General features: G+C 73.8%; 11 protein-coding genes. 4 read left to right on the top strand and 7 right to left on the bottom strand.

Going from position 1 to position 13,193, the window contains the following annotated elements; all coding sequences use genetic code 11:
• Positions 1-42: 42 nt before the first annotated feature.
• Both ACFYZ3_RS18600 and ACFYZ3_RS18595 read left to right on the top strand, forming a co-directional pair.
• A complete protein-coding gene (locus tag ACFYZ3_RS18600) occupies positions 43-888 on the top strand; it encodes a (2Fe-2S)-binding protein (RefSeq protein WP_388518616.1) in 846 nt (281 codons plus the stop codon).
• A 257-nt stretch (positions 889-1,145) separates the two neighbouring features.
• Entirely contained in the window at positions 1,146-2,210 is a 1,065-nt protein-coding gene (locus ACFYZ3_RS18595; RefSeq protein WP_388518614.1) for a DUF2637 domain-containing protein, read from the top strand.
• Positions 2,211-2,267: 57 nt separating this feature from the next.
• On the opposite strand, the gene ACFYZ3_RS18590 is transcribed toward ACFYZ3_RS18595, so the two are convergent.
• From ACFYZ3_RS18590 to ACFYZ3_RS18580, 3 genes are all read right to left on the bottom strand, one after another.
• Positions 2,268-2,669, bottom strand: a complete 402-nt coding sequence (locus tag ACFYZ3_RS18590) for an ATP-binding protein (RefSeq protein WP_388518612.1) — start codon at positions 2,667-2,669, stop codon at positions 2,268-2,270.
• Positions 2,670-2,812: 143 nt separating this feature from the next.
• Complete coding sequence (locus ACFYZ3_RS18585) at positions 2,813-4,555, bottom strand: pyruvate dehydrogenase (RefSeq protein ID WP_388518610.1); 1,743 nt, start codon at positions 4,553-4,555, stop codon at positions 2,813-2,815.
• 28 nt (positions 4,556-4,583) lie between these two features.
• Positions 4,584-6,449: a protein phosphatase 2C domain-containing protein gene (locus ACFYZ3_RS18580; protein ID WP_388518607.1), complete on the bottom strand. Its 1,866-nt coding sequence runs from the start codon at positions 6,447-6,449 to the stop codon at positions 4,584-4,586.
• Positions 6,450-6,914: 465 nt separating this feature from the next.
• On the opposite strand from ACFYZ3_RS18580, the gene ACFYZ3_RS18575 reads away from it, so the two are divergent.
• Together ACFYZ3_RS18575 and ACFYZ3_RS18570 are read left to right on the top strand one after the other, a co-directional pair.
• Positions 6,915-7,898 (top strand): helix-turn-helix domain-containing protein, encoded by a 984-nt coding sequence (locus ACFYZ3_RS18575; protein WP_388518604.1) that lies wholly within the window; start codon positions 6,915-6,917, stop codon positions 7,896-7,898.
• A 62-nt stretch (positions 7,899-7,960) separates the two neighbouring features.
• Positions 7,961-8,443 carry a DUF456 domain-containing protein gene (locus tag ACFYZ3_RS18570; RefSeq protein ID WP_361006405.1) on the top strand — a complete coding sequence of 161 codons (483 nt, stop codon included), beginning with the start codon at positions 7,961-7,963 and terminating at the stop codon, positions 8,441-8,443.
• Here ACFYZ3_RS18570 and ACFYZ3_RS18565 read toward each other — a convergent pair.
• From ACFYZ3_RS18565 to ACFYZ3_RS18550, 4 genes are all read right to left on the bottom strand, one after another.
• Positions 8,406-8,978: a methylated-DNA--[protein]-cysteine S-methyltransferase gene (locus tag ACFYZ3_RS18565; RefSeq protein ID WP_388518601.1), complete on the bottom strand. Its 573-nt coding sequence runs from the start codon at positions 8,976-8,978 to the stop codon at positions 8,406-8,408. The genes ACFYZ3_RS18570 and ACFYZ3_RS18565 overlap by 38 nt on opposite strands.
• Positions 8,975-10,468, bottom strand: coding sequence for a DNA-3-methyladenine glycosylase 2 family protein (locus ACFYZ3_RS18560; protein ID WP_388518598.1), 1,494 nt, complete (start codon positions 10,466-10,468; stop codon positions 8,975-8,977). Before ACFYZ3_RS18560 ends, ACFYZ3_RS18565 begins: the two co-directional genes overlap by 4 nt.
• Positions 10,469-10,489: 21 nt before the next feature.
• Entirely contained in the window at positions 10,490-11,590 is a 1,101-nt protein-coding gene (gene rsgA / locus ACFYZ3_RS18555; RefSeq protein ID WP_388518595.1) for a ribosome small subunit-dependent GTPase A, read from the bottom strand.
• Positions 11,591-11,835: 245 nt separating this feature from the next.
• Positions 11,836-13,164 carry a radical SAM protein gene (locus tag ACFYZ3_RS18550; RefSeq protein WP_388518593.1) on the bottom strand — a complete coding sequence of 443 codons (1,329 nt, stop codon included), beginning with the start codon at positions 13,162-13,164 and terminating at the stop codon, positions 11,836-11,838.
• Between the last annotated feature and the right edge of the window lie 29 nt (positions 13,165-13,193).

Here is a 13,193-nt window from a genome sequence, read left to right as displayed (position 1 = left end):
CTTTAAGCAGCCCGTTGTCCCGACGTGGATCGGTGGTCCCGCATGCCTGTCGCCCGCACGGCCCTCACGGACGCCTACGCGCGCCTGTCCGAGGTCCTCCCCGGGCTGGGCGTGACCGAACTGGACGCGGCCGACGAGGTCCCGAGCGGCGACGGCTGGGTCACGGCCGCCTCCCTCGCCGCGGGCGGGGCGGAGCTGGCGGCCTTCCTCGCCTGGGACGAGGCCCAGGTGCTGCGGGACTACGGACAGCGGGCCCGGCCGGACGTGATCGCGAGCTTCGGCCTGCACCGGTACGCGTGGCCGGCCTGCCTGCTGATCACCGTGCCGTGGTTCCTGCACCGCCGGGTGCCCCGCCACCCCGCGGCCCACGTGTCCTACGACCGCACGGCCGCCGGGCTCCCCCTCGGCCGGATGGCGGTGCGCGCCGCATCCTTCGCCTGCCTCCCCGGCGACCCCGCCGCCGCCCTGCCCGGCGCCCGGGTGGTCGCCGACGAGGAGGAACTGCGCGCCGAGGTGCGGGCCGCCGTCGCCGAGCACCTGGAGCCGGTCCTGGCCGGATTCGGCCCCCGGATGCGGCGGCGCGGACGCGCCCTGTGGGGGATGGCGACCGACGAGGTCGTCGAGGGCCTGTGGTACGTCGCCCACCTGCTGGGCGAGCAGGAGCGGGCGAGGCACGAGCTGGAGCTGCTGCTGCCGGGCGCGACCAAGCCGTATGTCGGGGACGCGGCGTTCCGTGAGCTGAAGGGGCCGGACGGCGAACCGCTGCACACCCGGGACCGGGCGAGCTGCTGCATGTTCTACACCCTGCGCCCCGAGGACACCTGCGCCACCTGCCCGCGGACCTGCGACGCCGACCGCGTCGACAAGCTGCTCGCCGCAGCGGGCTGAGTGACCGTCAGCTAAGATCGTCCACGTTGTTCCACAACTTCCCCACGCATGGCGGGAACTTTCCGTGGAACCACCCGTACGGGTAGTCTTAATCGAACTCAACTCCCGCCCCTCACGCGGCAGTTCGAGCAGAACGCCGCCCTGGGCACCCCCTCTGCACTCCCTTGGCGGCCTCTTGCCCCGAAACCCCCTGAGGGCCGCTGGGTTTGGGCCACCATGGCGGGCGTTACGCCCTATCCCACTGCAAGGGACCCCTGATGAGATTGACCGACATATCGCTGAACTGGCTGCTTCCGGGCGCCGTGCTGCTCCTGGGCATGCTGGCGGCGGTGGCGGTGCTCGCGCGCGGCAAGCGTTCCTCGGGGAAGGACGCGGGCGCGGACGACTCGTGGGAGCGCATGGAGGAGCGCCGCCGGCGCAAGGAGGCCCTCTACGGCACCTTCTCCTACGTCCTGCTCTTCTGCTGCGCGGCGGTCGCCGCGGCGCTCTCCTTCCACGGTCTGGTCGGCTTCGGCGAGCAGAACCTCGGCCTGAGCGACGGCTGGCAGTACCTGGTCCCGTTCGGGCTGGACGGTGCGGCGATGTTCTGCTCCGTCCTCGCGGTGCGCGAGGCCAGCCACGGTGACGCGGCCCTCGGCTCGCGGATACTCGTGTGGGCCTTCGCCTTCGCCGCGGCCTGGTTCAACTGGGTGCACGCTCCCCGCGGCCTGGGGCACGCGGGTGCCCCGCACTTCTTCGCGGGCATGTCCCTGTCGGCGGCGGTGCTGTTCGACCGGGCCCTGAAGCAGACCCGCCGGGCCGCCCTGCGCGAGCAGGGTCTGGTGCCGCGTCCGCTGCCGCAGATCCGCATGGTCCGCTGGCTGCGCGCGCCCCGCGAGACGTACCGCGCCTGGTCGCTGATGCTGCTGGAGGGCGTGCGCAGCCTGGACGAGGCGGTCGAGGAGGTCCGCGACGACCGGCGCCAGAAGGAGGAGAAGAAGCTCCGGCGGCGCGAGCAGGAGCGCCTGGAGCGGGCGCAGCTCAAGGCGATCAGCCGGGGCCACGGCCACCGCGGCTTCCCCGGGCGCGGCGGCCGTCAGGTCGAGGTCGAGGTGCAGCAGGTCGAGCGGGGCTCGGAACGCGCCGCCGCGGAGCCTGCCATATCGACCCCGGAGCAACTGCCCGCGGCGGGCCGGCGGCCCTCCCTTCAGCCCGTGCGGAGCGGGTCTGAGCAGATGTCCGTCGAGACCGTCGACCTCACCGCGGAGGACGACACCCAGGCCCTGCCCCGCCTGGACTCCCTGGAGCGCAAGCTCAAGGACCTGGAGCAGCAGTTCGGCTGAGCCGAACGCGCACCGTGTCCGACACCGACGGCCTGAGGCACCGGTCTTCCCGGCGTCTCAGGCCGCTTCCGCGTCCGCTGCCGCGCCCAGTTCGAACCAGACCGACTTGCCCACCTCGCAGGGCCGGACTCCCCAGTCGTCGGCGAGCGACTCGACCAGGACCAGCCCTCTGCCGTTGGTGCTCTCCTCCCGCTGCGGTGCGCGTGGCCGGGGCTGCCGTCCCCGGCCCACGAAGTCCCGTACCTCGACCCGCAGGGCGCGCGGCCCGACCGTCGCGGTCAGGACGGCGCCCTCGTCGGTGTGCACGAGCGCGTTGGTGACCAGCTCGCTGGCGAGCAGCTCCGCGACCTCCGACTGCCCGGGCCCGCCCCAGTGCCGCAGCAGCTCACGCAGCGCCCGCCGGGCCTCGGGCACCGCCCGCAGGTCCGCCCGGCCGAGCCGCCGCCTGAGCTGTGGCACCGCCTGCTCCTTCATGTCCCCCGTCGGCGCGCTGATGTCGTCTCCCCCCGTCTGTCCCGCTCCGGTCGAACAACTTCACGGGGAAAGCCTTGCCCGTTCGGGCCCCCGGCAGTCATCGGGTTTCGGCCGGGTCGTCGGTCCGGTCACGGGCGGGGGACGTTGCGCAGGTTGGAGCGGGCCATCTGGAGCATGCGTCCGACGCCGCCGTCCAGGACGATCTTCGAGGCGGACAGGGCGAAGCCGGTGACCATGTCGGCACTGATCTTCGGCGGGATGGACAGCGCGTTGGGGTCGGTGACCACGTCGACGAGGGCGGGGCCCTTGTGCTTGAACGCCGCCTTCAGCGCCCCGGCCAGGTCCTTGGGCTTCTCCACCCGGACGCCGAAGGCGCCGCAGGCCTCGGCGACGGCGGCGAAGTCGGGGTTCTTGTTGGTCACGCCGTGCGAGGGCAGACCCGCGACGAGCATCTCCAACTCCACCATGCCGAGCGTGGAGTTGTTGAAGAGGACCACCTTCACCGGGAGGTCGTGCTGGACGAGGGTGAGGAAGTCGCCCATCAGCATGGTGAAGCCGCCGTCGCCGGACATCGACACGACCTGCCGGCGCCGGTCGTTGAACTGGGCGCCGATCGCCATGGGCAGTGCGTTCGCCATCGAACCGTGGGAGAAGGAACCGATGATGCGGCGGCGCCCGTTGGGCGAGATGTAGCGGGCCGCCCAGACGTTGCACATCCCGGTGTCGACGGTGAACACCGCGTCGTCGTCGGCCATTTCGTCGAGCAGGGCGGCCACGTACTCGGGGTGGATCGGGACGTGCTTGTCGACCTTGCGGGTGTACGCCTTGACGACGCCCTCCAGGGCGTCCGCGTGCTTCTTCAGCATCCGGTCGAGGAAGCGGCGGCTCTTCTTCTCCTTCACCCGCGGGATCAGGCAGCGCAGCGTCTCCCGCGCGTCGCCCCACACCGCGAGGTCCAGTTTGGAGCGCCGCCCAAGGTGCTCGGGCCGGACGTCGATCTGGGCGATCTTCACGTCGTTCGGGAGGAAGGCGTTGTACGGGAAGTCGGTGCCGATCAGGAGCAGCAGGTCGCACTCGTGGGTGGCCTCGTAGGCGGCGCCGTAGCCGAGCAGCCCGCTCATGCCGACGTCGTACGGGTTGTCGTACTGGATGAACTCCTTGCCCCGCAGGGCGTGCCCGACCGGTGCCTTGAGCTTCCCGGCGAACTCCATGACCTCGGCGTGCGCGCCCGCGGTGCCGCTGCCGCAGAACAGGGTGACCTTGTCGGCGTCGTCGATCATCCGGACCAGCCGGTCGATCTCCTCGTCGCCGGGCCGGACGGTGGGCCGGGAGGTGACGAGCGCCGTCTCGGCGGCCTTCTCCGGGGCGGGCTCGTCCGCGATGTCGCCGGGCAGCGAGACGACGCTGACGCCGCCCTGGCCGACGGCGTGCTGGATGGCGGTCTGGAGCAGTCTGGGCATCTGCTTCGGGCTGGAGATCAGCTCGCTGTAGTGGCTGCACTCGCGGAACAGCTGGTCGGGGTGGGTCTCCTGGAAGAAGCCCAGGCCGATCTCGCTGGACGGGATCTGCGAGGCGAGGGCGAGGACGGGGGCCATGGAGCGGTGGGCGTCGTAGAGCCCGTTGATGAGGTGGAGGTTGCCGGGACCGCAGGAGCCGGCGCACGCGGCCAGCTTCCCTGTGATCTGGGCCTCCGCGCCGGCGGCGAAGGCGGCGGTCTCCTCGTGCCGGACGTGCACCCATTCGATGCCGGAGTGGCGGCGCACGGCGTCCACGATCGGGTTGAGGCTGTCCCCGACGACTCCGTAGAGGCGCTCCACCCCGGCGCGGGTGAGGATGTCGACGAACTGTTCCGCGACGTTCTGTTTGGCCATGGGTCCAGCTATGCCACAGCGAGCGGTCTCACGCCTCCCAAACGGCGGCGGCCGTACGGTCGTCCGCGTAGCCCTTGACCCGTACGCCGCTGTCCGCGAGGAACTCCACCGGTCCGGGTGCCGGGCGGCCCGCCCATCGCCGAGCGAGGAGTTCGCCCAGTCCGGGCTCGCTCAGCAGTGGCTCGGCGAGGCCTGCGGTGCACATCAGGAGCACATCACCCGGGCGGGCTACGGAGGCCCGGAAACGGAAGGGCTCCCGGGGTGGCCCGGCGGGCGGGCCGTCGTACGGGCCCGGGGGTGTGGTGATGCCGAGGTCCATGGTGAGCCGGTCGCCCACGGGCGTCTCGCTGGGCGCGTCGCCCGGCACGCCGTGGGATGCGGAGCCGAAGCCGAGGACGGGCTCTGCGGTGACGTCACCGGCGTCCGGCTCCATGTCCTGCCAGACGCCGTCGCGCAGCCGGAGCAGCCCGCCCGCGCCGACGCCGAAGAACACCCGCGTGCGGCACCCGGGGTCGGCGGGCAACAGCAGGCAGCGCAGGGTGGCCGCGTACTCGTCCGGGGCCAGGCCCTGCTCGGCGGCCCCCGCACGGAGCCGGCCGAGGCTGCGGTCGGTGAGGCGGTGCAGGCCGGACTTCAGGTCGCCGCGCCGGGCGGCCCGCAGGTCCTCGGCGAGCCGGGCGTGGCTGCGGCCCACGGCCCGTCCGATCCACCGGCACACCTCGGCCGCCGCCCGGTGCGCCCCGGCGGTGGCGCGGGCGCCGGTCGCCATCGCCACCAGGACCAGCGCCTGCTCGCCGGCGCCGAACCGGGCGACGAGCAGCGCGTCGCGCCGCGGCTCGCCCCGGTACCGCGCGGAGTCCCCGCGCACGGAGACGGCCCGCAGCGTGCACGTCCCGTACCGGGCGCCCTCCAGCACGGTGTCCGGGACCAGCCCGTCGAGGCCGTCGGGATCGGCGGGCGGCAGCGCGGTGGGCTCGGCGTCGTAGGTGGGCGGCCCACTGCCGACGTAGTCGCGGTCGGCGTCCGACGAGGGGAGGAACGGCGGCGGAAGCGGCGGCAGGTCGGACACGGTCGGGGTCGGCGGGACCGCCTCGGGCGGCTCCCTGAGGTCGGCCGCCCCGGACCCGGACGTGGTCGGCCCACGCGGATCCGGCCGCCTCGGCCCGGGAGGCCGCCCGGCACCGGACGCCGGGGGCGGCACCGGGCCGGACCGCCCGGCACCGGGCGCGGTGGGCGGCACGGGACCGGACCGCCCGCCCCCCGACCACAGCGACCCCGCCCCCGGCGGGACGGGACCCGACGCATCACCCGGCGGCGGAGTTCCGGCGGGCGTGGGCTCCGGCGGCGCTTCCGGCGCGTCCGGCGCGTCCGTGTCGCCCGGGTCGGGACTCCGGGCCGGAAAGCTCCTCGGACCGGCGTCTGTCGCGGACGCAGGCTCCCAGGGAGCCGTGGGCCGGGACGGCCCGGCAGCCCGCGCAGGGCCACCGTTCCCGAGCCCGCCGTCACCCGTTCCCGGGGAGCCCGCAGACCCGTACGGGCCGCGGCCCCCCGAACCGTTGCCCGGTCTCGGCAAGTCGGCGTGCTGCGGCGGGGCGTCGTCCCCGGTGCGGGGGCCGGGGACGGTGGCGGACGGGGTCCGGGACCACCAGGGCCGTCCCGGTTCGGGCGCGGTGGGGGACGGTGGTGGCCCCGGCTGCCTCGGCTCGCCGGGGCCGGGGGCCGCCGGTCCGCGGGACAGCGTGCCCGACGCCGAGGCGAAGCGGTCGTCCAGGGAATCGGGTGCGGCCGTGGGGCCGGTGTCGTCGGTGGAGTCGTCGTACAGCTGCCCCCACCAGTCGTCCTCAGGTCCGGTGGGACCGGTGGGACCGGTGGGCCTTCCCCCCTGCTGACTCATGCTCCCGATTGTCCACCGACGGGGCCGGATGAAAACGGGGCATCGGGAAATTCGGGGCGGACCGGCGTGCGCCGGGCGGCGTGTCGGGGGACGCGTCGAACAGTTCTCCGAGGTGGGGTGGCCTGGGTCCTGTCGTCAAATTCCCGTCGTCCGCCCGAAGGGCGGGCTCGGCGGCGTCAGGTGCGTGCTCTCGGCGTGCCGGGCGTCGACCGGCGTACTGGTTGTACGTGGTCGGCGCCCGGTGCGGCGAGAGTGCGTGCATGGCGTCGCCGAGCAGACGGGAATTTGACGACTGGACCTAGCGGCCCCACCCCCCACGGGAGGACCGCCCGGCGACGCCACCTTGGCAGAGTGACCGGCGGTACGGCGATGATGTCCCGAGGCGGGTTTGCGCCGTGGCCGTTTCCCGCCACGGACGTCCGCGCAGGTGGAGGTGGGCATGGTTCTGGGGAGGGGCGACACCTGATGCTGGGAGTGCTGGGGCTGGAGGACACGCACGAGGCGGCGTACCGGGCGCTGGTGTCGGTGGGCGCGGCCGACGTACCGGATCTGGCCAGGCGGCTGGCGCTCGGCGAGCGGGACACCGAACGCGCGCTGCGCCGGCTGGAGCAGAACGGGCTCGCCGCCCAGTCCTCGGCCCGCCCGGGACGCTGGGTCGCGGCCCCGCCGGGCGTCGCGCTGGGCGCCCTGCTCACCCAGCAGCGGCACGAGCTGGAGCGTGCGGAGCTGGCGGCGGCCCTGCTGGCGGAGGAGTACCGGGCGGCGGCGGCCGAGCCCGCGGTGCACGACCTGGTGGAGGTGGTGACCGGCGCCGGGGCCGTCGCCCAGCGCTTCCTCCAGCTCCAGCTCGGCGCGAGCGAGGAGGTGTGCGCCCTGGTCACCGACAAGCCGGTGGCCGTGACCGGCATGGAGAACGACGCGGAGGAGCAGGCCACCGGGCGCGGCGTCCGCTACCGGGTGGTGGTCGAGCGGTCGGTCCTCGACCTGCCGACCGGCATCACCGAGCTGACCGCCGCGCTCGGCCGCGAGGAGCAGGTCCGGGTCGTGGACCGGGTGCCGACCAAGCTGATCGTGGCCGACCGCTCCCTCGCCCTGGTCCCGCTCACCGCGCGCTCCTCGGAGCCCGCCGCGCTGGTGGTGCACTCCAGCGGCCTGCTCGAACTGCTCTCGGGCCTGTTCGAGGCCGTGTGGCGGGACGCCCTCCCGCTGCGTCTGGGCGCCTTGGGCGTGACCGAGCAGGCCCCCGACGGCCCCGACGGCACCGATCTGGAGATCCTCTCCCTGCTGCTCGCCGGTCTCACCGACGCGAGCGTGGCCAAGCAGCTCGACCTGGGCCTCAGGACCGTGCAGCGGCGGGTGAAGCGCCTGATGGAGCTGACCGGGGTCACCACCCGGCTCCAACTGGGCTGGCACGCCTACGAAAGGGACTGGGTGGCCAGAAAGGACTGAGGAGACCTCGTCCGCCGGGCCGGACTTCTGCGGACCCGGCCGGATTACTGCACCCTGGACAGATGGGAGCGTGGGACCTCCTGCTGGCCGGCCTGGTCATTCTGCTCGGGCTGTGCGGCGTCCTGCTCCCCGGCGTGCCGGGGTCGTGGCTGGTGTGGGCCGGGGTGCTGTGGTGGGCGCTGAAGGATCCGCAGCCGCTCTCGTGGGCGGTCCTCGTCGGCGCCACCGGCGTGCTCCTGCTGTCCCGGGCGGTGCGCTGGGCGCTGCCGACCCGCAGGAAACGCCGGGACGAGGCCATGCGCCGGCTCACGGCGTACGCGGGCGCGGGCGCCGTTCTCGGCTTCGTCCTGGTCCCCGTGCTCGGCGCGGTCCCCGGCTTCATGGGCGGCATCTACCTCGCGGAGCGGCTGCGGCTGGGGCGGCACGGCGAGGCGATGGCGTCGCTGCGGACGGCGATGCGCCAGGGCGGCGCCGACCTGCTGACCGAGCTGTTCGCCTGCCTGCTGATCACCGGGGCGTGGCTGGGAGCGGTGCTGGCCGGCTGAGCGGGGCGCCCTCCAGCGACAGCAGCCGCGTCTTGCGCTCCAGCCCGCCCGCGTACCCCGTCAGGGAGCCGTCGGCGCCGATCACCCGGTGGCAGGGGCGCAGGATCAGCAGCGGATTCGCGCCGATCGCACCCCCGACGGCGCGTACCGCGGGCCGCGAGGCCCCGATGCGCGCGGCGATCTCGCCGTACGTCGTCGTCGCCCCGTAGGGCACGTCGTCCAGGGCGGCCCACACGCGCTCCCGGAAGGCGGTGCCCTCCGCGCGCAGCGGCAGCGAGAACTCGGTCAGCTCCCCGGCGAAGTAGGCGCCGAGCTGTTCCTCGGCCGTCCGGAAGGGCCCGGCGTCGCGCCGCCACCCGTCCCGGACGCTCCGGCCGCCCTTCTGCCCGGGCACGGACAGGGAGGTGAGCGCGCCGTCGGAGCCGGCGGTGAGGAGCAGCCGCCCGACGGGGCTGTCCACCTCGTACCAGTACGTCTCGGCGGGCGTGGTCGTGTTCGGGGCCGGGATCGAGGCCGGGGTCGGGGTCGTGGTCATCGGTCGTTCTCCCACTCTCCTGCTGCGCGCAGGTGGTTCAGTGCGTACGAGCGCCAGGGGCGCCAGGTGTCGGGGACGGCGGCGCCGGGCGGGGCGGCGTCCGGGTCGCCGAGGGCGCGGGTGCGCACGACGGCGACGGTACGGGCGTCCAGGCCGGGCACGGCGAGCAGGGCGCGCTCGGCGTCGTCCCGGTCGGCGCCCGGGTCCAGGCGTACGGCGCCGTCGGCGAGGGCGGCGGCGAGCGCGCCCGCGGTGCCGTGCGGCGCGGCCTCGGCGAGGACCGCCGGTTCGGGGAAGAGGTGGGTCAGGGTGCCGCAGGGCGCGTCGAGCACCTTGCCGTACCGCTGGACGAGCCGCTCGGCCTCCGCGCGCCCCACCAGGGCCCGCACCGAAAGTTCGTCGGGGTCGGCGCTGCCCGGCGAGCGCAGGCCCGGGCGGGCGGCGACCAGCGGGGCGAGCCGGGGGTCGGCACCGAGCCGCTCGTCGACGGCGTACGGGTCGGCGTCCAGGTCGAACAGCCGCCGCAGCCGCTGTACGGAGGTGGTCAGGTCGCGCAGGTCGGTGAGGTGGAGGCGGGCCTCCAGCCAGCCCCCGCTGCCGGCGCCCGCCCGGTCCGGCCCGCCCGGCCGTTCCTGGACGGCGACGATCCCGGTGCCGTACGGCAGGCGCAGGGTGCGCCGGTAGACGCGGCGGCCCGTCTCGCCGCTCACCTCCTCGACACCGGCGACGGCCTGCCGCTGGAGCAGGTCGAAGACGGGGCCGGACTGGTAGGGCCCCCGGTGGGCGAGCCGCAGCGGCACACCGGCCGAGGGGGTGGCCGTACGCCGGGCGGCCCGGTCGCGGGCGGGGGCGGCGGCGCGCAGCTCGCTCGGGGTGGCCGCGTACACGGCCCGGATGGTGTCGTTGAACTGCCGCACGCTGGCGAACCCGGACGCGAAGGCGATCTCGGTGACCGGCAGGCCGGTGGTCTGCAACAGGACCCGCGCGGTGTGCGCACGCTGGGCGCGGGCGAGGGCCACGGGTCCGGCGCCCACCTCGGCGGTGAGCTGGCGCTGCACCTGGCGGGCGCTGTAGCCGAGCCGTCCGGCGAGTCCGGCGACGCCCTCGCGGTCCACGACACCGTCGCCGATCAGCCGCATGGCCCGCCCGACGACGTCGGCACGGACGTTCCAGTCGGCGGAGCCCGGCACGGCGTCGGGACGGCACCGCCGGCAGGCCCGGAAGCCCGAGCCCTGCGCGGCGGCGGCCGTCGCGAAGAACCGCACGTTGCGCCGCTTCGGTGTGACGGCGGGGCAGCTGGGCCGGCAGTAGATGCCGGTGGTCTCGACGGCGAAGAAGAACGCGCCGTCGAACCGGGCGTCCCGGCTCCGCACGGCCTCGTACCGGACGTCCTCGTGCGCGTCCGCCTGCTCCGCTGTCTGCGCTGTCTGTGGTGTCACGCTGTCCAGTCTCCGCCAGACCGGCGGACCGGGCTGGCGGAAATCGGACATCGCGTCGGAGCGGCCGCCGGGCTACCTCAGGCCGCCCCGCTTGGCCTCCATGGCCGCCTTGCCGATGGCTCCCCGGCGCTTGAACTCCTTGCGGATCTCGGCCCGCACCCGGGCGTCGGTCTTGGCGACGATGCGCTGGTTCTCCCGCATCAGCTTGCGGTAGCTCTCCAGCCGCCGCTCGGGCAGTGCACCGCTGTCGATGGCGGCCAGGACGGCGCAGCCCGGCTCGCTGTCGTGGGCGCAGTCGTGGAACCGGCACTGTTCGGCCAGCTCCGCGATCTCGGCGAACACCTGGTCCACCCCGCTGCCCGCGTCGAAGAGGCCGACGCCCCGCAGCCCGGGGGTGTCGATCAGCACTCCCCCGCCGGGCAGGGCGAGCAGGTTGCGGGTGGTGGTGGTGTGCCGGCCCTTGCCGTCGACGTCGCGGGTGGCCTGGACGTCCATGGCGTCCTCGCCGAGCAGCGCGTTGGCGAGGGTGGACTTGCCGGCGCCGGACTGGCCGAGCAGCACGGCCGTGCCGCCGGAGACGACGGCGGCGAGCACGTCGAGCCCCTCGCCCTGCTCGGCGCTGACGGCCAGCACCGGCACACCGGGCGCGGTGGTCTCCACGTCCTGGACGAGGTACGCCAGGGTCACCGGGTCGGGCACGAGGTCGGCCTTGGTGAGGACGACCACGGGCTGCGCCCCGGACTCCCAGGCGAGGGCGAGGAACCGTTCGATCCGGGCGAGGTCCAGCTCGACCGCGAGCGACACGGCGACGATCGCGTGGTCGACGTTGGCCGCGAGGATCTGCCCCTCGGACCGCTTGGACGAGGTGGAGCGCACGAAGGCGGTACGGCGGGGCAGGTACGTCCGTACGTAGCGCGGGTTGCCGTCCGGTTCGACGGCGACCCAGTCGCCGGTGCAGACGACCCGCAGCGGGTCGTGCGGCGTGACGAACGCGGTGTCGGCGCGCAGGACGCCGTCCGCGGTGACGACGTCGCACTGTCCGCGGTCGACCCGGACGACCCGGCCGGGCAGCAGCCCTTCGGCGGCGTGCGGCGCGAACGCGTCGGCCCAGGAGTCGTCCCAGCCGTAGGAGGACAGGCCGGAGTAGGCGGAGGGGGAAGACGTGGAAGTCAAGGGGTGACCCTTCAGGGTGCGGCCCCGGCGCGAGAACTCAGGGAGCGGCTGAGATCAGCCGGTGGCCACGGAGGTGGACTCGATGGACTCCTGGATGCGGGCAGCGCCCGTCACAGTGACAGCCATTGGTCGACACCTCCTCGGCAAGATCCCCTGTCGGCGGCCGCTGGGGCCGCCGCTCGAACACCGCTCACTTTAGCCGCGCGCCGAAGGGCCGCGCCACCGAATAACCACGAACCGTCCGCTCAGACCTCCACGGGCGCGTCCGCCGGCAGGCTGTCCATGAAGGAGCTGACCGAGAAGACCGCGTTGCCGGCGCCGGGCGGGCCGTAGCCGGGGGGCGAGGAGAGGCCGAAGTCCTCCATGGTCTGGCGGTAGGCCTGGAGCAGGCGGATGTGGTACTCCAGCGGCGCCCCGTCGGGGTTGGTCTTGCCGAGCGGCGTGGTCGGCTCGGGGCACCAGGTGGTGAAGCGGGGCGTGATGCCGTGCGACATGAAGAAGCGCAGGCCCTCGGTGGTGGACGCGATCGCCTCGTCGACGGTCTTGAAGCCGAAGGGCTCGGCCATCTCCACGCCCGCGACGAAGTTGGGGATGACGTTGCGCGCGCCGAAGACCTCGGTGGAGTCCAGGATGCGCCTGTGCCACTCGTCGCGGCCGACGTAGCGCTCCTTGCCGGGGCAGTACATCTTGAACAGGTACTCGTCCCACACCTCGAAGTTGGGGTGGTAGATCTGCACGCCGTAGTCCTTGAAGCGCTGGACGTCCGGCTTGGGCAGGGCCTGGGCGACGACCTTGCCGATCCAGCGGCCGGGGAAGTGCTCCTCGATGGCCTTGGCGTACCGGCCGTAGAAGTCGGCCTCGTCCAGACCCTGGACCTTGGACGTGATCGCGCCGCCGGTGAGCGTGTACGCGGTGGAGATCTTCGCGGTGTCGTACTTGTCGATGATCTCCAGCGCCTCCAGGACCTCGTCGACGTCCTTCACGCCCGTGTACGGCCGCCCGGCGGCCTTGTGCTGGCGCCAGTTGTGGTTGATGTCGCAGTACTGGCACTCCTCCTTGGCGCCGAAGTACTGGCAGACGCGGAAGGCGGTCAGGTAGATCAGGTAGCCCCACTGGATGGTGGGGGCCACCTCCATGACCGACTTCCCGTTGGAGAGCTTGTGCCGGTAGTACTCGGGCATGGGCGGCACACCGACGTCGGCGATCCGCCTGCCGTCGAGGTAGAGGCCGAGGACGCCGTCCTCGCTCGCGGCCACCCGGTAGGGAGAGGCCGGGTTCACGCGGACGGAGACGACGGTGCGGCGCAGGTCGTAGGGGCCGCCGGTGAGGATGATCTCCTCGGGCGGTCGGCGCAGGGCGGCCTCGCCCAACTCGGGCAGGGTGCCGTGGTCGAAGGAGAAGATGAAGTACGACTTCGGCTTGACCTCGCCGGCTGCCTCATTGGTGGTATCGCTGAGTGCGGAAGGGTCGAAGGCGACGCCGCCGCGCAGCAGGTCCTCCTTGAAGACGGCCTCGCGCGGTACGTGCGGGAACCGCTCCATCAGATCCTCGACCAGCGCGGTACGGCTGTCCATCCCGTGTCTCCTCCCGGGTCCGGCGTTCG

The sequence above is a fragment of the Streptomyces sp. NPDC001599 genome (assembly GCF_042893535.1).
Taxonomy (GTDB): domain Bacteria; phylum Actinomycetota; class Actinomycetes; order Streptomycetales; family Streptomycetaceae; genus Streptomyces.
This window is presented reverse-complemented; position numbering and strand designations above follow the sequence as displayed.

Excerpts from the sequence above, each read along its gene's own strand:
- ACFYZ3_RS18600 (WP_388518616.1), top strand. The coding sequence starts at position 43 with ATGCCTGTCGCCCGCACGGCCCTCACGGACGCCTACGCGCGCCTGTCC.
- ACFYZ3_RS18595 (WP_388518614.1), top strand. The coding sequence starts at position 1,146 with ATGAGATTGACCGACATATCGCTGAACTGGCTGCTTCCGGGCGCCGTG.
- ACFYZ3_RS18585 (WP_388518610.1), bottom strand. The coding sequence starts at position 4,555 with ATGGCCAAACAGAACGTCGCGGAACAGTTCGTCGACATCCTCACCCGC.
- ACFYZ3_RS18580 (WP_388518607.1), bottom strand. The coding sequence starts at position 6,449 with ATGAGTCAGCAGGGGGGAAGGCCCACCGGTCCCACCGGTCCCACCGGA.
- ACFYZ3_RS18575 (WP_388518604.1), top strand. The coding sequence starts at position 6,915 with ATGCTGGGAGTGCTGGGGCTGGAGGACACGCACGAGGCGGCGTACCGG.
- ACFYZ3_RS18570 (WP_361006405.1), top strand. The coding sequence starts at position 7,961 with ATGGGAGCGTGGGACCTCCTGCTGGCCGGCCTGGTCATTCTGCTCGGG.
- ACFYZ3_RS18565 (WP_388518601.1), bottom strand. The coding sequence starts at position 8,978 with ATGACCACGACCCCGACCCCGGCCTCGATCCCGGCCCCGAACACGACC.
- ACFYZ3_RS18560 (WP_388518598.1), bottom strand. The coding sequence starts at position 10,468 with ATGTCCGATTTCCGCCAGCCCGGTCCGCCGGTCTGGCGGAGACTGGAC.
- ACFYZ3_RS18550 (WP_388518593.1), bottom strand. The coding sequence starts at position 13,164 with ATGGACAGCCGTACCGCGCTGGTCGAGGATCTGATGGAGCGGTTCCCG.